The 19,055-nt window shown below is 69.8% G+C and carries 14 protein-coding genes and 5 pseudogenes; 11 read left to right on the forward strand and 8 right to left on the reverse strand.

Going from position 1 to position 19,055, the window contains the following annotated elements:
• The first annotated feature begins 50 nt into the window (after positions 1-50).
• The 4 genes and pseudogenes from AB0F03_RS30855 to AB0F03_RS30870 all read left to right on the forward strand — a co-directional run.
• Positions 51-317, forward strand: coding sequence for an Atu4866 domain-containing protein (locus tag AB0F03_RS30855; RefSeq protein ID WP_361997822.1), 267 nt, complete (start codon positions 51-53; stop codon positions 315-317).
• Positions 314-1,048 (forward strand): SDR family oxidoreductase, encoded by a 735-nt coding sequence (locus tag AB0F03_RS30860; protein WP_361997825.1) that lies wholly within the window; start codon positions 314-316, stop codon positions 1,046-1,048. Before AB0F03_RS30855 ends, AB0F03_RS30860 begins: the two co-directional genes overlap by 4 nt.
• A 369-nt stretch (positions 1,049-1,417) precedes the next feature.
• Positions 1,418-1,816: a VOC family protein gene (locus AB0F03_RS30865; RefSeq protein WP_361997828.1), complete on the forward strand. Its 399-nt coding sequence runs from the start codon at positions 1,418-1,420 to the stop codon at positions 1,814-1,816.
• 263 nt (positions 1,817-2,079) lie between these two features.
• Positions 2,080-2,352, forward strand: a pseudogene (locus AB0F03_RS30870) (WhiB family transcriptional regulator); the annotation flags it as partial.
• Positions 2,353-2,477: 125 nt separating this feature from the next.
• On the opposite strand, the pseudogene AB0F03_RS30875 reads toward AB0F03_RS30870, so the two are convergent.
• Positions 2,478-2,852: pseudogene (locus AB0F03_RS30875) on the reverse strand (hypothetical protein); the annotation flags it as partial.
• Here AB0F03_RS30875 and AB0F03_RS30880 point away from each other — a divergent pair.
• Positions 2,744-3,277, forward strand: a complete 534-nt coding sequence (locus AB0F03_RS30880; protein WP_361997831.1) for a 2'-5' RNA ligase family protein — start codon at positions 2,744-2,746, stop codon at positions 3,275-3,277. The pseudogene AB0F03_RS30875 and the gene AB0F03_RS30880 overlap by 109 nt on opposite strands.
• A gap of 230 nt (positions 3,278-3,507) precedes the next feature.
• Here AB0F03_RS30880 and AB0F03_RS30885 read toward each other — a convergent pair whose 3' ends face one another.
• A complete protein-coding gene (locus tag AB0F03_RS30885) occupies positions 3,508-4,251 on the reverse strand; it encodes an SOS response-associated peptidase (RefSeq protein WP_361997834.1) in 744 nt (247 codons plus the stop codon).
• A 428-nt stretch (positions 4,252-4,679) separates the two neighbouring features.
• Here AB0F03_RS30885 and AB0F03_RS30890 point away from each other — a divergent pair.
• Positions 4,680-4,859: pseudogene (locus AB0F03_RS30890) on the forward strand (hypothetical protein); the annotation flags it as partial.
• A gap of 60 nt (positions 4,860-4,919) precedes the next feature.
• On the opposite strand, the gene AB0F03_RS30895 reads toward AB0F03_RS30890, so the two are convergent.
• The 6 genes from AB0F03_RS30895 to AB0F03_RS30920 form a co-directional block, all read right to left on the reverse strand.
• Positions 4,920-5,456: an isochorismatase family cysteine hydrolase gene (locus tag AB0F03_RS30895; protein ID WP_361997837.1), complete on the reverse strand. Its 537-nt coding sequence runs from the start codon at positions 5,454-5,456 to the stop codon at positions 4,920-4,922.
• 470 nt (positions 5,457-5,926) lie between these two features.
• The gene (locus AB0F03_RS30900; RefSeq protein WP_361997840.1) at positions 5,927-6,613 is read right to left on the reverse strand and encodes a response regulator; all 687 of its coding nucleotides are present in this window, start codon (positions 6,611-6,613) and stop codon (positions 5,927-5,929) included.
• Positions 6,610-8,025, reverse strand: a complete 1,416-nt coding sequence (locus AB0F03_RS30905; protein ID WP_361997843.1) for an ATP-binding protein — start codon at positions 8,023-8,025, stop codon at positions 6,610-6,612. Before AB0F03_RS30905 ends, AB0F03_RS30900 begins: the two co-directional genes overlap by 4 nt.
• A 10-nt stretch (positions 8,026-8,035) precedes the next feature.
• Positions 8,036-10,021, reverse strand: a complete 1,986-nt coding sequence (locus AB0F03_RS30910) for an APC family permease (protein WP_361997845.1) — start codon at positions 10,019-10,021, stop codon at positions 8,036-8,038.
• Positions 10,022-10,405: 384 nt separating this feature from the next.
• Positions 10,406-12,427: a non-reducing end alpha-L-arabinofuranosidase family hydrolase gene (locus AB0F03_RS30915; RefSeq protein WP_361997847.1), complete on the reverse strand. Its 2,022-nt coding sequence runs from the start codon at positions 12,425-12,427 to the stop codon at positions 10,406-10,408.
• 52 nt (positions 12,428-12,479) lie between these two features.
• Entirely contained in the window at positions 12,480-14,111 is a 1,632-nt protein-coding gene (locus AB0F03_RS30920) for a glycoside hydrolase 43 family protein (RefSeq protein ID WP_361997850.1), read from the reverse strand.
• A gap of 323 nt (positions 14,112-14,434) precedes the next feature.
• Here AB0F03_RS30920 and AB0F03_RS30925 point away from each other — a divergent pair.
• The 5 genes and pseudogenes from AB0F03_RS30925 to AB0F03_RS30945 form a co-directional block, all read left to right on the forward strand.
• A pseudogene (locus AB0F03_RS30925) lies at positions 14,435-15,444 on the forward strand (ricin-type beta-trefoil lectin domain protein); the annotation flags it as partial.
• 719 nt (positions 15,445-16,163) lie between these two features.
• Positions 16,164-16,997 carry a PIG-L family deacetylase gene (locus tag AB0F03_RS30930; RefSeq protein WP_361997852.1) on the forward strand — a complete coding sequence of 278 codons (834 nt, stop codon included), beginning with the start codon at positions 16,164-16,166 and terminating at the stop codon, positions 16,995-16,997.
• Positions 16,998-17,516: 519 nt separating this feature from the next.
• Positions 17,517-18,028: pseudogene (locus AB0F03_RS30935) on the forward strand (XRE family transcriptional regulator); the annotation flags it as partial.
• A 306-nt stretch (positions 18,029-18,334) separates the two neighbouring features.
• Entirely contained in the window at positions 18,335-18,532 is a 198-nt protein-coding gene (locus AB0F03_RS30940; protein ID WP_361997919.1) for a toxin-antitoxin system HicB family antitoxin, read from the forward strand.
• Positions 18,529-18,825: a hypothetical protein gene (locus AB0F03_RS30945; RefSeq protein WP_361997854.1), complete on the forward strand. Its 297-nt coding sequence runs from the start codon at positions 18,529-18,531 to the stop codon at positions 18,823-18,825. The genes AB0F03_RS30940 and AB0F03_RS30945 overlap by 4 nt, the downstream gene beginning before the upstream one ends.
• The last annotated feature ends 230 nt before the right edge of the window (positions 18,826-19,055 follow it).

Consider the following 19,055-nt stretch of genomic DNA (forward strand, 5'->3'; position numbering starts at 1 on the left):
GACTCGTTCGGGCAGGACAGATCCGCACCCATGGACGAGGAGAGCCCGTCATGACAGGGAACACGGAGGAGCGCCGTGCCGACCTGGTCGGCATGTGGGTGACCGCAGACGGTCACATCCGTCAGGAGTTGCGGGCGGACGGCCGGTACGACGAGGCCCGCGGTAACCGGCGCAGCGCCTACACGGGCCACTACACGGTGACCGGCGACCACATCGATTACGTCGACGACTCCGGGTTCACCGCGACGGGCGACATCTGCGAGGGCGTGCTCCACCACGAGCACCTCGTGCTCTACCGAGAGGAAAAGCAGACATGACAGACGCAGCCAAGGTCGTGGCAGTCACCGGAGCGAGCAGCGGCATCGGAGAGGCGACCGCCCGCCGGCTCGCCGCCGACGGCCACCGCCTGCTCCTCGGAGCGCGACGCACCGACCGCCTCGATACGCTCACCAGGGAAATCACCACCGCAGGCGGCACCGCGACGTTCCAGCGGCTGGATGTCACCGATGCCGCCGACGTCCGGGCCTTCGTGTCCGCCGCCCGCGAGCAGTACGGCCGAGTGGACGTGATGGTCAACAACGCCGGAGTCATGCCGCTCTCACCGCTGGACGCGCTGAAAACCAATGAGTGGGACCGGATGATCGACGTGAACGTACGGGGAGTCCTGCACGGTATCGCCGCCGCGCTGCCCGTGATGCGCGCTCAGGGCGGCGGGCACTTCGTTAACGTCGCCTCCGTCGGCGCGTACGAGGTCTCTCCCACCGCTGCCGTCTACTGCGCCACCAAATTCGCCGTCCGCGCGATCTCCGAAGGACTGCGCCAGGAGTCCACCGGGAACATTCGCGTCACCCTCGTCTCCCCGGGCGTGACCGAGTCCGAACTCGCCGACAGCATCTCCGACTCCGCCGCGAGGCAGGCCATGAAGACCTACCGCGCTGTCTCACTGCCCGCCTCCGCCATCGCGGAAGCCATTGCCTACGCCCTCTCCCAGCCTGCGCAGGTCGACGTCAACGAAATCGTCGTCCGTCCCACCGCAAGCGCCCAATGACCGCCGGCAGCAGACGTGTTGCACACGAAACCGTCGCTCACAAGGCGTGTATCGAGTGTGCTACTGCCGGGAAGGTCGTCCGTGTGATCGGTGGTCGCTCCCGGGCCGGCTCCCTTATCCTCGAGCGCGTACCCGGTGACGCTGTGAGGGGCATTTCCTCAACACACATGTCGAGGACATTTGCGGGCGTCACCTGGCTGGGGGCGGCCGCGCTGCTCCAGCCGCCGGATCCCATTGCCCCGTGGGCGGCGGTCGGCGACCTGGAGCACCCGCCCTCTCGCCCGCAGAGCCGCACGCCCACCGACGATCACGTCGACCGCCTCGCCTGCCGGCGGCGACAGGCTTCGCATTTCCATGAGGAGAACCGTCTTGCAGATCACCGCGTCCACCATCTCGCTCACCGTCGAAGATGTCGCTGCGTCCCAGCGGTTCTTCACCACCCACCTCGGTTACGTCGAGCAAGCCGCCGCCGATGGATTCGCCTCCCTGGCCCGCGACGACGCTGCGGTGGACATCGTCCTGCTCGCACGTGGCACCGAGGTGCTGCCGGCCGAACAGCGTGACCAGCACGCTTCCGGACTGATCCTCGCCTTCACCAGCACCGACATCGAGAACATCGAGAAGCGGCTGCGCGCCGAGGGCGTCGAGATCACCATGCCGCTGCGCGAGGAACCCTGGGGCGAACGCCTCTTCCAGGTCACCGACCCCAACGGCGTGATCGTCCAGTTCGTCGAGTGGGCCGCCCCGTCCGGCCCCGAGAGCGACTGACAGCCCACCGCGTCAGGGCTGTGGGCGCCGTTTCCTCAACGCCTCGCGGCCGATCCGGATCAGCGTCCGCGGGCTGTTCCGCAGGTGGGCGACAAGGCGGCGCTGCGACCGCGATCACAGCACCAGTGGCCGTCGCTGTCAACGGTGGCGTCCCTCGTAAGGGTTGGAACTGCGGAGGGGATCATCATCTCCGTGTCATGGGCATACGGTCTGCACCAAGCCCCCGCAGGCGGGGGAAACCCGCACGGGAGGGGCAGCCGGCCATGGCATCGGGCGATCGGGAGTGGCAGACATGGGCGAAGTGCCGCACTGCGGACCCTGAGGAGCTGTTCGTCGAGGGCGCGGCCCAGAATCGGGCGAAGGCCCTGTGCGACGGCTGCCCGGTCCGAACCGAATGCCTCGCTCACGCGCTCGACAACCGTATCGAACACGGCGTCTGGGGCGGCATGACCGAGCGTGAGCGCCGCAGCCTTCTGCGGCGCCGCCCGACGGTGACCTCCTGGCGCCTCCTCCTGGAGACCGCCCGCACCGAGCACGTGAGCCCGGGCCGAACACTCCCGATCCAGGCCACGGACCGCAGGCGGACCGCCTGAACAGCGCCCTGCGCCGCCCTGGCAGCGCTCGCATCGGGGCGGACGGCGACACAAGGCACGAAGCCGGCGGTGCCGTCGGTGACGTGGCTGCGGATGTTGTCTAGGCCGCGCTCGTGGTGGATGAGGTTCGCCCACTTCACGAGGCAGGCGTCGATGCCGAGGCTGGTCACGGTGCCGGTGGGGCCGACGAGTTCGGCGAGCAGGGCGCCGGAGCAGCCGGAGCCGGTGCCGAACTGGACGCCGTTCGGGCAGCCACCGCATCGATCCCCGGCGCCCGCGGCCTGACGGCCCGGCCAACGACGGAGGCGCAGCCGATCGCCGATAGGCTGCGGCGGTGCGCACGGTCGAACTCCTCTTGGACGAGGCGGCGGAGCTAGCGGTCCGGGAGGCCTGGCGGCGCCTCGCGGACGCGGGGCTGCCCAGTCAGGCGCGCCACCGCTCACCGACCAACAGCCCGCACCTCACCCTGGCCGCCTGCCCGGAGCTGACCGCCCCGATCCGCTGGGAGCTCGCCGAGGCGGCAGCCGCCCTGCCGCTGCCGGTCCGGTGCACCGGTGTGGTCCGTTTCGAGCGGCCCACCTCGGTGCTGGCCTGGGCGCTGGAACTCGACTCCGCGCTGGCCGGCTTGCACCGCCAGGTGTGGGAGGCGGTCGCCTCGGACAGCCCGCCCGAGACCCTCAACCCCTTCCACCAACCTGGTCGCTGGAGCCCGCACATCACCCTCGGCCGGACCCGACGGGCCGGTGCCTTCGCCGACCGGCGGGTCCCTGAGCTGCTGCCGACGCCGCCGCTCTCGGTTCGGCTCACCACCCTGCGCAGCTACGACACCCAGACGGGCGCCCTGGAGGTGCTGGAACCCCGCACCTGAGACGCCCCTGACGGTGGAGCGGCGGTGGGGATCCCACGCTCACCGCCACGGCGCGGTGAGCGACTCCGACCGACGAGGCCGGTGTACCGCCGCCAGTCAAGGAACGTCCCCGGGCCTCCGCTTCCCGAGCCCCGAAGAGACGGGCAGCGCGAGGGTGAGTGACGCACACGGGCCCAGGAATCGGCCGGCCAAGACACGGCTCACGTCGGCACGGTACGGCTCGGCTGCGGCTACAGGCTGATCGCGTCGAGGAGTTGAGGGCCGTTGTTGCGGACGTTGTTGACGGCCATGGAGACAGGGCGCGCATCCAGATGTCCGCCGGCGGGCTGGCCGAGGAGAGCGCGCAGTTCGTCGGGGTCTTGGTGCGCGGGGTCGAGCCAGGCCTCGTAGTGATCCTCGGTGAGCGCGAGGGGCATACGCGGATGCACGCGGCCGGCTGCGTCGGTGGCCTCGGTGGTGATGATGGTGCAGGTCGTCAGCCAGGCGGCCGGGTCGTCGTCCTGGGTGACGGCCGGGTCGCGCCAGTACTCGTACAGGCCGGCGAGCGCCATCATCTGGTCGTCCTCGGGGTGGATGAAGTACGGCTGCTTGCGCACCTTGCCGGTGGCCGGGTCCTTGCCGGGCTGCCACTCGTAGAAGCCGTCCGCCGGAAGCAGGCAGCGGCGTTTGACGAACGCGCGGCGGAAGGCCGGCTTCTCGTGGACGGTCTCCACCCGGGCGTTGATCATCCGCGCGCCGATCTTCGGCTCCTTCGCCCAGGACGGCACCAGGCCCCAGCGCAGCGGCCGCAGCTCCCTGCGGGGTGCTGGGGCACCGCCATCGGTGTGTGGGGTGCGCTCCAGGACGGCCCAGACGTCGTCGGTCGGGGCGACGTTCCAGTTCGGTGCGAGCACCTCCTCGGGGGGCCACTCGGCGACGTGGAACAGCTGCGCCAAGTCCTGCGGGCGCCGGGTGGAGACGTATCGACCGCACATGCGACCACTCTCTCACCGCCCATCCGCTGGACGAGGCGCCGGTACGGTGATCGGGCAGATGTTCGTGCGGGAGATCGGCGGGGGAGGGCCGGACGGCCGGAGCGTGCTGTGCCTGCGGAGCGCCCCCGGGGCGCTACGGGTGGAGCCCCGCGCCCCCAGGCGCCTGTCGCGGAGGTGCTGGCGGCCCGGCATCGCCGCGCTGCGCGTCGCCGCGGTGCATGGTGAGGCCGGCCGCCGGCAAGAGGCGCAAGTGCGGCGTACGCGGGCCCGCCGGACCCGCAAGGACGGCCGCACCGCCCGCCGGCGCCGGAGCATGCGGGCCGTGTCGGCACGGCTGCCCACCCTCGGGGGATGCCCCGAATCCGGCAGCGGCGACCGGCGAAACAACGCCGGAACGCCTGGGGCCCGTGCCTCGGGGGCGTGCAGCGCAGCGCGGACTGACCGGCCTGGAGACCACGCCGGGGCGCCGGTATCTCGACCCGGTGCCGCTGCCCGAGCTGTCCTCCTACGGCTTCGCCATCCGCTAACGCGGCGACCGGCGGATGAGGCTGCGACTGCGCAGCGAGCTGCTGGAGATCGCCGTACCGGATTCCGGGGGTTCTCCGGTCGGGAGGCCGGGGGAGACGACCAGGCCGGTGCTTCCGGACAACGACAGACGTGGGGAGCACTCACGCCCACAGCTGGTGGCTCTCGCGGATGAGCGCACCCATGTTGCGCTCCATCATGCGCAGCGCGGCCTCCGCGAGGTCCGCGTGGATGTGCGCCACCGCGTCCTTGGGCACGACCACGTCGAAGTGACGGATGTGCGCGTCGAGCGCCGAGTACAGCACGCACTGCTCGGTCACCTGACCGGTCAGCACCAGCCGATCGATCCCCTGCTCCGTGAGCAGATAGCTCAGCGGTGTCTCGAAGAAGATCGAGTGCCGGGCCTTGAGGACGAAGAGGGAGTCGCCGTCGGGCTTCACCGGCTCGACCAGGTCGGCACGCGGCCCGGCGAGCGCCTGTTCGAGCTGCTCCCCGTGGTGCGAGCGCCACTCGCCGAAGTTGTCGTTGACGTAGATGACCGGCACCTCCCGGTCGCGGGCCCGCCGCAGGAGGTCGGCCATGACCGGCACGACCGATTCCACCGAGGGAATCAGCAGGTCGGCATCCTTGTGCTCGTACGTGTTGATCATGTCGATGATGATCAGTGCGGTCTTGCTCATGCGGCCCGGGTTCCACGATCGGGGCTGGACAACGCGTGTATCGCGTACGTCCGCGACAGCTTCGCCCGGGCGCCACGACGTGACACACCCGGGCGGAGCCGGGAGTCGCTGGAGGCGGGTTCGGGAACCGTTGAGCAGGCCCGCGATGCTGGTGACCCAGTAGCTCCCCGGCCTGCGTCCGGGGCTGCCGGACACCGTCGCCGCCGGTCCTGTTCCTGTGGTCCGGCCTCGTCCTGTCCCGCCCGGTGCGGGCGCGGCCTGCTGGGTCCTCCCGCCCCGCCTTCCTCGAACCTGCACCACGAGAAGACGGTGCGCCCGCAAGCCCGCCAACCGCTCGTCATCCACTACGCCGACCAGGGCTCCACCGGCGCCGAGCGCCTGGCACTTCTCAGCAGCCTCTGACAAGCCGTACGTGCTCGCTCCGCACGCTCCGGCCGAACTGCTCGCCCGGTTGCGTGTCGTCCGCGCGGTCAGACGGAGGCGTCGGGGGTGAAACGGTAGCCGATGCCGGGTTCGGTGATGAGGTAACGGGGGTGGGAGGGTTCTGGTTCGAGTTTGCGGCGGAGGTTGGCGAGGTGGACGCGCAGGTAGTTGGTCTCCTTCTCGTAGCGGGGCCCCCAGACCTCCTGGAGAAGTTGGCGCTGGGTGACCAGGAGTCCGGGGTGGCGGACGAGGATCTCCAGCAGGTGCCATTCGGTGGGCGTGAGGCGGGTCTCGCCGGCCGCGGTGGTGACGCGCTTGGCGGCCAGGTCGACGGTGAAGGCCGCTGTGGTGATCAGGGGCTGTTCGTCGGCAGGGGTGGCGCGGCGCAGGGCTGCACGGATGCGGGCGAGGAGTTCGCCCATGCCGAAGGGTTTGGTGACGTAGTCGTCGGCGCCGGCGTCCAGGGCGTTGATCTTCGCGGTTTCGTCGTGGCGGGCGGACAGGACGATGATCGGGGCGGTGGACCAGCCGCGGAGGCTTTCGACGATGTTGATGCCGTCGAGGTCGGGCAGGCCGAGGTCGATGACGGCCAGGTCGGGGGCGGCGGTGGCGGCGGCCCGCAGGGCGGTGGTGGCGTCGGGAGCGGCGTTGATCCGGTAGCCGCGAGCGGTCAGGGCGATGGTCAGGGCGCGCAGCAGGTGGGGGTCGTCGTCGACGATGAGGATGCGGGTCATGGTGCTGTGGGGAGGGTGAGGGTCATGGTCAGGCCGCCGCCTGGGGTGTCGGTGGGGGTGAGGGTGCCGTTCATGGCTTCGGTGAAGCCGCGGGCGATGGCCAGGCCCAGGCCGAGACCGTGACGGCTGGTGTGGTCGGTCAGGCGCTGAAAGGGGGCGAAGATGTGTTCCCGCTGGTCGGCGGGGACGCCGGGGCCGTGGTCGGTGACCTGTAGGCGGATCACGTTTCCTTCCTGGCGGGCGTGCACGTGGACGGGTTGGCTGGGTGGTCCGGCGTCGAACGCGTTGGCGACCAGGTTGGCGATGACGCGTTCCAGCAGGCCGGGATCGGCCCAGGCGGGCGGCAGGTCGTCGGGGACGTCGACGTCGATGGCGCGTCCGGGGGGTGGCGGGGTGTGCAGCAGGGCGGCGGCGGTGACCTCGTCCACGGTGGTGTCGCGGGGGTGGACGCTGAGGGCGCCGGCTTGCAGGCGGCTGAGCGCGAGGAGGTTCTCGACCAGGTCGTTCATCTTGTCGGCGGCGGCATCCACGGTCGCCAGGAGTTCGGCTTGCTGGGCGTCGGTGAGTTCCAGGTCGGGCTCGCGCAGGCTGGACACGCACGCCTTGATGCCGGCGAGCGGAGTGCGCAGGTCGTGACCGACTGCGGCCAGGAGGGCGGCGCGCAGTTTGTCGATCTCGGTCAGCTCCCTCGCGCGGGCGGCCTGGGCTGCGAGGCGCTCGGCTTGCAGCGCGCGAACGGCGGCCGTGGCCAGCAGAGTGAGGAAGCGCTGGTCGGCGGCGAAGACCGCCGGGCCGTCCGCCACCAGCCGCAGGTGCTCCCCGGCCGGCACGGACAGCGTCGGATCAGCTGACGGCGGCTCGCCCACGACGGCGGCCGGGTGTTCGCCGTCGGCGTCGCGTTCCAGCAGCGCGGCGCCGGTCATGCCGAAGGTGTCACGGACGTGCTCGAGTACCGCGCTCAGCGGCCGTTCCTCCAGGGGTGCCTCGGTGATGCGTGCCAGCAGGGCGGCCTCGACGCCGCTGCGGGCGGCGGCGGCGCGCTGCCGGGCGGCCAGGTCGACCGCGACGCTGACGGTGGTGGCGACCACCACGTAGACGGTCAGGGTGATGACCAGGTCACGGTTCTCGACCGTCAGGGTGTGGAACGGCGGTACGAAGAAGAAGTTGACCAGCACATCGGAGGCCACCGCGGCCGCCAGCGCCAGGCGCAGGCCGCTGGTGGCGGCCACGAGGACCACCGCAGTCAGGTAGATCAGCACGATGCTCGCCAGCGAAAGCGAGTCCCTCACGGGCACCAGCGCCAGGGCGAGGACTGCCAGGCCCGCGGCGGCGGCGCCGACGACGGCCAGCCGACGCCCCACGTCCCGGCGGCGCAGCCGGCCGCTCTCGTGCGGCGGATCCAGACCCTTCATCATCGAAACGCTAACCGACCCTCGCCCCGGCGCCAGGCGAGGCGGGATACGGCGGCTGCGCGGCCACACGGTCGCTGGAGTCCAGCTGCCACGGCACGCTGATGACCATCACCCCACGCTGGAACAGCAGCCGGGCCTTGAGCCGCAGCGCGGACTGGTTGTGCAGCAGTTGCTCCCACCAGTGCCCGACCACGTATTCGGGGATGTAGACGGCTGTCAGATCCTGGGGGTGCTCGCGGTGCAGGCGCCCGATGTACTCCAGGACCGAGCCGGTGATGTCCCTGTACGGGGAGGCCATCACCGTCAGCGGCACCGGGATCTCCCGCTCCTCCCACTCGGCGCGCAGCGCGTTCACCTCCTCGTCACTGATCTTGACGGTGAGTGCGGTGAGGGTGTCCGGACGGGCGGCTATGGCGTAGCCCAGCGTGCGCAGGGTGGGCTGGTGCAGCTGGGAGACCAGCACGACCGCGTGGATGCGGCTGGGCAGCACGATGCCGCCCCGCTGCGGGCGCAGCTCGCGGGCCACCCGGTCGTAGTGGCGGCGGATGCCACGCATCATCGCGTAGAGCACCGGCATGGCGATCACCACCAGGTAGGCGCCGTGGCTGAACTTGGTGACCAGAACCACCGCCAGCACCAGCGCGGTCAGACAGGCCCCCACCGCGTTGATCACCCGCGAGCGGTGCATGCGCCGGCGCAGCCCCGGATCGCTCACACCGGCCAACTCGCGGTTCCAGTGCCGGACCATGCCGGCCTGGGAGAGAGTGAAGGAGGTGAACACGCCCAGGATGTAGAGCTGGATCAGGCGGGTCACCGACCCGTTGAAGGCATAGATCAGAGCTCCGGCGACCACGGCCAGGATGATGATGCCGTTGGAGAAGGCCAGCCGGTCCCCGCGGGTGTGCAGCTGCCGGGGCAGGTAGCGGTGCTCGGCCAGGATCGCCGCCAGCAGCGGGAAGCCGTTGAAGGCGGTGTTGGCCGCCAGGATCAGGATCAGCGCGGTCGCGGCCTGGATGTAGAAGAACATCACCGAATGGGTGCCGCCGAACACCGCCGCGGCGATCTGCGCGATCACCGTGCGCTGGGTCCCGGTCGCGCAGTTCCCGGGGAAGCCGACCAGCTGGCAGGCGTCGTCGACGTAGTGCACGTGGCCGATCATGGCCAGCACGGTGATACCGGCGAACATGATGACCGACAGTCCGCCCATCACCGCCATGGTGGTGGCGGCGTTGCGTGCCTTGGGCGGCTTGAACGCCGGCACCCCGTTGGAGATGGCCTCCACTCCGGTCAGCGCCGTACAGCCGGACGAGAACGCCCGCAGCGCCAGCAGCATCAGTGCCGGACCGGTCAGCCCCACGTGCCCCGGCTCGGCCCGGACCTGCCACCCGGCGCTCTCGGCCACCGGCGCATGACCGAACGCGGTCTGTAGCAGTCCGATGACGATCATCGCCACCACACCCACGACGAACAGGTACGTCGGCACCGCGAACAGCCGGCCCGACTCGCGGACGCCGCGCAGGTTCATCGCGGTCAGCAGCACGACAAAACCCAGGTTCACCACGACCCGGTAGGAGTCCAGGGCCGGCACCGCGGAGATGATGTTGTCCACCCCGGCCGCCACCGACACGGCCACCGTCATCACGTAGTCCACCAGCAGCGCCGAGGCCACCACCAGCCCCGCCCACGGGCCGAGGTTGCGCGACGCCACCTCGTAGGAGCCTCCACCGGAGGGATAGGCCTGCACCACCTGCCGGTAGGACAGCACCACGACCGCCAGCAGCACCACCACCGCGGCCGCCACCCACGGCACCAGGTGCAGACAAGCCAGCCCGCCCAGCGTCAGCACCAGCAGGATCTCCTGCGTCGCGTACGCCACCGACGACAACGGGTCACTGGCGAAGACCGGCAGGGCGATCCGCTTGGGCAGCATCTGCTCACCCAGACGGTCATTACTCAGGGGGCGGCCCACAATCAGCCGCTTGAACGATATCGACACAACCGGTAGCCAACGCGCTCACCCCGGCGGCGCCCGGATCTTCGCGCGTCCTTGACGCCGCCACCGGCGATCTAGACGCAGTCTTGGCGTGACCGTCCAGGCAGCACAGCCGTCCGTCTCGCGCGGAACCAGGATCACTCGCCTGTTCCGTTTCGCCGTCGTCATCATCCCGGGCCCCCGGGTCTGCGCAGCGGCCGCAAGGTCGGCCGCGCTGCCCCCGGCGGCGGCGTCTTCCGGCGTCTGTGACACCCCGACCACGCGAAACGCTCGGCTGGGGAATCCCAGCCGAGCGCCGAGCGCCTCGTTGATCTACTGGCCCTGGCCGGTCGACCAGCAGTGTTGCGACGCCCTCCATTCACCGGGTGCCGGGGGCCTGCGGCCGGTTCAGCAGGTGGAGTTGGTCTGGGTGAGGAGGCCGAGCCGCCACGGGAGGTTGTCGTAGTTGCCGCTCGCGTTGGGATCCTTGCCCTGGTACAGGTACTGGAGCCGGCAGGCGGGAATGGTCAGTGTCTGGTCGTAACCGGCCCGGATCATCTCGCCGTGACTGATGTCCCGGGTCCACGCGCCGGCGGGGAAGGCCACGTTGTTCGACTTCGCGAAGGGGTTGCTCTCGGACGCGGCCAGGGGTGTCCAGGAGCCGGCGAGGCTGCTCGTCGTCCAGGAGCGGAAGTAGCGCCGGCCGTCCGAGCCGATGGCCTCGACGAGCAGGAGGTACTGGTTGGCGCCCTGCACCTTGTAGACGTTGCTCGCCTCGAACAGGGCGTACCTGTTGGAGTCCTGGGCCGCGATGACGGTGTTGGTGAACCCGTTGGGGAACTGGCCCACGGTCGTCTGCGAGCGGTAGAGGTGTCCGTTGTCGTCGGAGGAGAACAGGTAGCAGTTGGCGCTGTCGCAGATCACCCACATGTCGACCCAGTAACCGGTGCCGATGTTCTGGCGGATGATGTCGGGCATCGACGCGTAGAAGTTGTGCGGTGCGCTCCACCCGTTGGGGTTGCTGATGTCGGGGTTGGTGGAGTACGAGGCGTTACCGGTCTGGTAGACGAGGTACCAGAGCTTCTGCGGCGCGTAGTAGAACACCTGGGGTGCGGCCCGGTAACCGGTGCCGATGGCGGTGCGGTCGAGGTAGTGGTGCGTGGCGGAGCCTGCCTGGGACCAGTCACTGAAGTTCAGGTACACCAGGTTGTACCCGGACGAGCTGGCGGTGCTCGCGAACACGTGGTACTTGCCGTTGTAGTGGACGACCGTCGGATCCTTGATCCCGGCGATGTTGTGGGTGGCGTCCGGCTTCGGGGCGATCAGCGCGCCGCTGGAGTTCCAGGAGAAGCCGGCGGGGAGGTTCGCGGTGGACCGGGGCGAAGGGGTGCTGGCCCGTCGCGTCGCAGCCGTGCCACCCAGCGCCGACAGCGCCGCTTGGTAGGCCGGCTTCTTGTTGCCGTTGCGGTCGAACAGCAGCGGATTGTCACCGCTGCGCCAGGAGTCGCTGTCCCTGATGCCCCAGGTGGTGATGCCGGTGCAGCGCGAGACGTTCATACAGGCCTGGACCGTGTTCGCGTACGCCGTCGACGGCGCCTGTGCGATGTCCAGTTCGGTGATCTGGACATCCACGCCGAGGGCGGCGAAGTTCGACAGCGTCGTCCGGAAACTGGCGGGCGGACCGCCGGTGCCGAAGTGGGACTGGAAGCCGACGCAGTCGATGGGTACGCCACGCGTCTTGAAGTCGCGCACCATGCGGTAGACGCCCTGGGTCTTGGCGTCCGACCAGTTCTCGATGTTGTAGTCGTTGTAGCAGAGCTTGGCCGCGGGGTCGGCGGAGCGAGCGGTGCGGAAGGCGTCCTCGATGAAGCCGTCCCCGAGCAGGTTCTGGAACACCGAGGATCGGTGCTGGCCGCTGCCGCCGTCGGCGAACGCCTCGTTGACCACGTCCCAGGCGTAGATCTTGCCCTTGAAGTGGTTCATCTCGGTGGTGATGTGGTTGCGCATCACGTTGCGCAGGGTGTTCGCATCGCCGATGGAGCTGACCCAGCCCGGCAGTTGGGAATGCCAGACCAGGGTGTGGCCGCGCATGCGCTGGCCGTGGGCCGTCGCGTGACCCACGATCTGGTCCGCGGGAGCGAAGTTGAACGAGCCGCGGGACGGCTCGGTCGTGTCCCACTTCATCTCGTTCTCGGGAGTGATGGCGTTGAACTCGCGGTCCAGGATCGAGGCGTAGGTACCGTCGCCGAGCTTGCCGGCGGCCACGGCGGTCCCGAAGTACCTGCCTGATTGGGCCGCTTGGGCGCCCAGCGTGGAGGCCTTGACGGTCTCGGACGCGCCGGCCGCGGTCCCTGGCGTCACCAGGACGGCCACGGCCAGCAGGGACAACACCGAGGCTCGGCGACGACCGAGCCGTTTCAGCGGGTTCATGGTTCTCCTCGTACAATCGGTGGGGGGTCGGGTGGTGCGCTCCTCCGTCCGGTCAGGGCGTGGCCAGCTCGAACCGCGTGACGCGGACCTCGCCGCCGAGTGCCTGTGTGGCGTGGTTGAAGAGGGCGAATCGGTAGCCCATGAAGAACCGCCAGTCGTTGCCCATGGAGAAGTCGGGCCCGAGGCGGACGTAGTTGATGCCGTCGGTGCTGTAGGAGAAGGTCCCGGGGCGTGCCGCGCCGGGACGGATGTCCGCGTTCGCGCGCAGCCAGAGCCGGCCGCCGGATACGGGCGCGCTCGCGAGTTCGGTGCCCGTGCCGGTGGTGTTCCAGTTGCCGTCCATGGTCAGCCCGCCCACCATCACCACCCGTGTCACGCCACCGTCGCGCTTGAGGCCGACCCATGCGGAGGAGTCACGCAGCAGCGCCAGTCCGGCCCGGTCGCCGTCCCGCATCGCCGAGTGGTCCAGCAGGACCGTGGCGGTGGAGGTGGGGCCCTGGATGCGGTGGGTGAGGGTGTTGCGGGCCCAGTACAGGTCGTCGGTGACGGTCGCGGTCCGCAGGGTCAGTCCGTTGCCGACCGACCACCTCGTGTTGTCCGGGTTGTGGTTCCACTCCCACCTCGGCTTAAGGCTCGTCCCGTCGAAGGTGTCGACCCCGGTCATGGGGGCGACCTGGCGGGTCGGAGCGGGCACGGCGGGACCGGGATAGGACGTGCCCCAGGCGCCGTTCACGAGCTGTACGACGGGCCAGCCGTCCGAGGTCCAGGTCACCGGCGCCAGGACGGGCACCCGGCCGCCGGGGTACGCGTCCACGAAGGCCATGTAGTACCAGGCACCGCTCTGCGTCTGCACCAGCCCGCCCTGGTGCGGGACGCCACCGCCGGCGACCGGCCCGCGCAGGTCGAGAAGCACCTGCCGCATCGTGTACGGACCGAAGGGGCCGCTCGACGACTTCAGGATGTACTGCCCGTTCGCCGGGCGGGTCAGGAAGATGTAGTACTGCCCGTTGATCTTGTAGAAGCGCGAACCCTCAAGGGTGCCGACACTCGACGGGGCGGTGAACACCTGTTGCGTACGGACCTGGCTGCGTCCGTCGGGCGAGAGCTGGGCCACGCTGATGGTGGTGTTCCCGTACGCCACGTACAGGGTGTCGTCGCTGTCGACGAGCAGTCCCGCGTCGTAGTACGGCGTGCCGATGGTCGTGAGCCTGCCCCACGGGCCCTCGACGGCGCTGGCGGTGTAGATGTAGGTCCGGGCGAAGTCGATCTGGCCGAGCCAGTAGAAGGTCCTGTTGCCCGGACGGTAGGCCAGCGACGAGGCCCAGACGCCCCGGACGTAGCCGCGGGCACCGTTCAGGTCGTACTTGGCGCCGAAGTCGAGGAGGGGTACGGAGTGGCCGGCGATCTCCCAGTTGACCAGGTCGTAAGAGCGCAGGACGGGGGCGCCCGGCGAGTAGTGCATGGTCGAGGCCGAGGCGTAGTAGGTGCCGCCGACGCGGATGACGTCGATGTCGGCGAAGTCCTGCCAGATCACCGGGTTCGTGTACTGCGCTGCGGCCCCGGCGGCCGTCCCGGCGGCCGCGGTCCGGGAGGATCCGGCGAGCGGGAGCAGCGAGCCGGTGACCAGGCCGGTGGCGGAGGCCAGCACCCGACGACGACCCCATGATTGACCAGGACATGACATGTTCACGGGCAATCCTCCTCGTATGTCCCGGCTGACACGACACTGCTGTTCGTCATACCGAACGTCGATCGGCAGACCGAGCACTTTGGATAGTAAGGAGTCTGAGAGCGCCGTCAATGCTTCTCGCACAATTCGTTCTTCGCATCGAATGTTTCGAAGCTCCGTGAGCTGGAGATCGACGCCAAGTCCTGCGGCGCACACGCAGAGGAACAGCGAGCGTTGACATACTCGTGCCTCTCCCTGACCATCCATAAGCCTGACGGCTGAACAATGTTCGGAATCACGAACGAATCTTTTCGAAGCGCTGCGGGAGAGGAGTCCAGGTGCCCAGAGGTCCAGGCAGACGACTTCTGCATACCTTTGCGGTCATCGTCTTGACGGTCACCGCGTCCGTCGCGGCGTCCGTCCGGTCCACTGCTTCAGCCGCGCCTGGCAGCCCGGCGCTCACCCCACCGCTGGGCTGGAACAGCTTCGGGTGCGGGGTCATCGAGGGCACCTGAAGTTCGGCATCTACGAGGCACCGGGGGAGCGGACCTGCGCGCAGGCCGTGGGCAACTACCCGGGGTCCACGGGCAGCAGAGGGCACGAGGTGCAGGACGCCACCGCGTTCGCCTCGTGGGGCGTCGACTAACTGAAGTACGACTGGTGTTCCGCGGCTGCTGGCGGTGGACCAGGATCGGCTGGGCGCGGGCGGGCGCAGGGTGCGTGACGACGGCAGCACGGAGGTGTTCGCCAAGCCCCTGTCCGACGGCTCGGTCGCGGTGGGCATGTTCAACCGGGGAGGCGGCACCGCGACCGTCACCACCACGGCCGCGCAAGCCGGCTGGTCCGGTGGGCCCTTCACCCTCACAGACCTGTGGACCGGCGGCACGTCGAGCACGTCGGGCAGATCTCGGCGCACGTCCCCGCGCACGGCGTCGCCGTGTTCCGGGTGGCCGGTGGCAGCCCGCTGGCGGCCACCACCTCGCGTCTGCGGGGCAGCGCGTCCGGCCGTTGCGTGGCCGTGGACAACGCCTCCACCGCCGCCGGGGCCACGGTGCTGATCCGGGACTGCCACACGGCCGCCAACCAGTTGTGGACCACGTGGGCCGGCGGCGAGATCCGCGTCTTCGGCGACATGTGCCTGGACGCCTACGACCAGGGCACCGCCAACGGCCCCCGGGTGGTCACCTGGCCCTGCGGCGGCCAGGACGACCACAGATGGACGCTCGGCTCGGACGGGTCGGTCCGCAACGTCCACGCCGGGCTGTGCCTCGACACCGAGGGGGCCGGCACCGCCGATGACACTCCGCTGGTCCTGTGGACCTGCAACGGCCAGGCCGACCAGTCCTGGCGGATCAACGCACCCTTCAGTGCGGAAATGCCCGGGACGGGTCACTTGGGTGCCGCAGCAGGTGGCCGTTGACGCTGCCGTGCTTGTCTACGTCCCACGTGACGGTGTCCCGGACGGAGTCTCGGCCATGTCGGTGTCAGGGCTCGCGCGCAGGCTGCTCGAGATGACCTTGAGGTCGAGGCCGCGCGCGCCGTCACGATCTCGGTGACGGTGCGGCTCGCGAGGAGCGTCCAGGATCACGCTTCAGCGCCGGTCGCGGGCGGGGATCGTACCCGCGTAGTTGCGGATCTTCGCGGGGACGGGCATCGGTACCGGCGGGATCTCCGGTGTGACACCGAGATCCGGCTCGCTACGACCACGAAGCACTGATTCAGCCGTCCACGGCACCGCGCCGTGGACCAAGTGTTCGGAGAGACTCCACCGCCGCAGACCCGCCTGCATTCTCGATGTGAGCCGTCGCCGGACCCGCCATCAGTGGGCGGCGTACAGGGCGCGTCTGTACCTCGTTCGCATTGAACGCCGACGCTTGGAGGATCGGTCGGCCGCGCCGGGAACAGCTGGTCCGGCCGGCATGGTTGCATCGACCGAGGGGCCGGTTCCGCACGGGCGGGAAACACGGAGACCACGAGGTCGTCCGCCCACCAGGATCCGGGCCCCAAGATCGCGGTGCGCCCGTCGTACACGCGGACCAAGACGCATTTCTCCAGGAGGACTGTTTCATGACTGACCGGCCCTTGACGCTCATGGCAGTACACGCCCACCCCGACGACGAGGCCACCGGAACCGGAGGGGTCCTCGCGCGGTACGCGGCGGAAGGCATCCGCACGGTTCTCGTGACGTGTACCGACGGTGGCTGCGGTGACGGACCGGGAGGTGTCAAGCCGGGCGATCCCGGACACGATCCGGCGGCGGTCGCCTTGATGCGCCGTCAAGAACTCGAAGCGAGCTGTGAAGTCCTGAAGGTCAGCGCACTGGAGACGCTGGACTACGCGGACTCCGGGATGGCGGGCTGGCCGAGCAACGACGCCCCAGGATCCTTCTGGCAGACCCCCGTGCAGGAAGGCGCGGCCCGACTCGCGGAACTCATGCGGCACTACCGGCCTGATGTGGTCGTCACCTATGACGAGAACGGCTTCTACGGCCACCCCGACCACATCCAGGCTCACCGCATCACGATGGCGGCACTGGAGATGACCGCGCTGGCACCGAAGGTGTACTGGACCACGATGCCGCGTTCGATGATGCAGCGGTTCGGCGAGGTCATGCGCGAGTTCCATGAGGACATGCCGGAGCCGGATCCGGCCGAGACCGCGGCGCTGGCCGAGATCGGCCTCCCCGACGATGAGATCACCACATGGGTGGACACGACCGCGTTCAGCGGTCAGAAGTTCGACGCGTTGGCCGCGCACGCCAGCCAGGGCGAGAACATCTTCTTCCTCAAGATGGGCAAGGAGAGGTTCGGCGAGTTGATGGGCGTGGAGACTTTCGTACGTGTCCAGGACGCCACCGGCGCGGCCATACCCGAGAACGATCTCTTCGCCGGACTGCGCTGATCCGCCCTTCCGGCCGGCCGGGAAAGCGCATCGACCGCACGGCGCGATCGAGCGGGCCACACCCGCGGGCTTGTTCACGCGAGTTCCGCTCCGGCAGCCCGCGTCCAGGCCTCGCCGGTGGCGTCGACGCGCGGCCGCACTTCCGGCCCGACACCGCGCTGGTCCCCACACCACCTGGCAACCGCACAGGTGGGGGACCTGCGGACTGCTGACTCGGAAGGTGTGCGACAGCCGAGGTCACAGGTCCGGTGGTCTGCTCCGATCGAGACAGACCGCCGAGGAAACGACACTGAGATTTCGATGTCCGACACCCCGTGAGGCAACGGAAGACGAAGCAGGTGATGAGGGCGGTCTCTGACACCAACCGCGAGACACCCGCACGCGCCTGGGACGCTCCTCTCGCGGCAATTCCCCCGGTCCGGCGTGGAAATCCCCCCCTCGCCGGACCGGAGGATCGACCCGCAAGAGGCCATACAGCCGTCTTGTAGGGAGCCCTTCCATGGGGCTGGTAACCGACGGCTGGACCGCGCCGTGCAGCGGGGGTTCACCCGCTCCGTCCCGAAGCCGAGGGCGCGCAGATGCGTTACCTCGTCCGTCCACTCAAGAGCACCTGCGCGGTCGCCGGCCTCCTGGGCGTCTTCCAGCGGATCGTGGAGCGCTACGCTACGCCAAGGATCAGATCCGCCGGCCCCGCCCGCACCTCGCCCAGCGCCTTGCCGACGCCGTCCGAGCCCGTTGGCAGCCCCGCATCCGTGAGCAGGTCCGCCGCCAAACTGCCACGAGCACCGGCCTGGTCATCGGCACCCCGGCCCGGTTCGGATTCACCGCGGCGCCGGCACCACCGACGACGTCCGCCTGCGGCACCCCACCCTCGCGCTGCCACCCGACTACGCAGCCCGCCTGTTCGACGCCCAGCAGACCGGCGCCGTCGAGCCGCGGCTGCGCGAAATCACCGCCGAAGGTCTCGCCCACGTGTATTTCCGCGCCGGGGCCACCGCGCCGAGGAGCTGATGGTGGAGTTCACCGATGTCGGGTGGTGGGCGTACGGCGAGGCCGTTTCCAGCCGGCACGGCGGGTGCGGCCACCGGTTGCGGGGCCGGGTGGCCGGTGAGTACTCCGCCACCGGCCACCGGCCACCGGCCACCGGCCACCGGCCACCAGCCACCGGCACCCCGGAGGGACGCCTGGCGGGCCAGCCCGCCACGCGATTGCTCGCGGATCCACCCGTGCCAGGGGCTCGAAGCGTCGGACGGCCCCCTGCGACTGGAGGGTGCCGTCCGCACTTCAGCCGCGGCTTCCCCTTACGGCACCGGATGATGGTGGCTAGGCTTGCCACCATGTCTGTCACCACGATGACCCTGCGCATCCCCGATGACCTCGCGCCCTCGATCAGGGCGGCCGCTTCCGAGGCCGGCCTGAGCGTGAACGCGTATGTGGTGCGTGCCGCGCGCCGGGCCGCGACCCTGGACGCCGGGCGGCAGCTCGCCGCGCTCGGCCTGGGCGACGACCTGGCGGGCGAGGGCGACACCCTGTGAGGCGCGGTGAGGTCTGGACGCTGCCCGACGGCCGCAACGTCCTGATCATCAGCCTGACGGGCTTGGAAGAGTCCTACGGCGCTGTCCTGGTGATCGTGCTGCACGAGAGCGGCCGGTTCCCGGACACGGCCATGTCGGTGGTGCTCGACACCCCGATCCCCTGCACCGCCGTCGCGGTCAACATCGTCCAGCTACGCATCGGCCGCTTCGACGGCGCCAAACTCCTCGGCCCCGTCGACACTGCGGCCATGGCCCGCGTCGACCAGGCCCTCCGCGCTGTCCAGGACCTCTGAGGATCACCACGCGGCAACGGCCGGGACGAGATCCTCGGCACCCCCTAGCATGACCACGACTTGCTCGTGCTCCTCCAAGGCGCCAGCATCGCCGGCCTTGGGGCCATTCCAGGACGAGCCGAAGGGCCCCCCGCCCGCGGGGATGGTCCCGCCCCGGCCGGCTGATGCGGCACTAGGTGTATTGATCACGAGCGTTGTTGACACTTGCCGGGCTTGATCATGGCGAAGAC

The sequence above is a fragment of the Streptomyces sp. NPDC028722 genome (assembly GCF_040637655.1).
Lineage (GTDB): Bacteria > Actinomycetota > Actinomycetes > Streptomycetales > Streptomycetaceae > Streptomyces.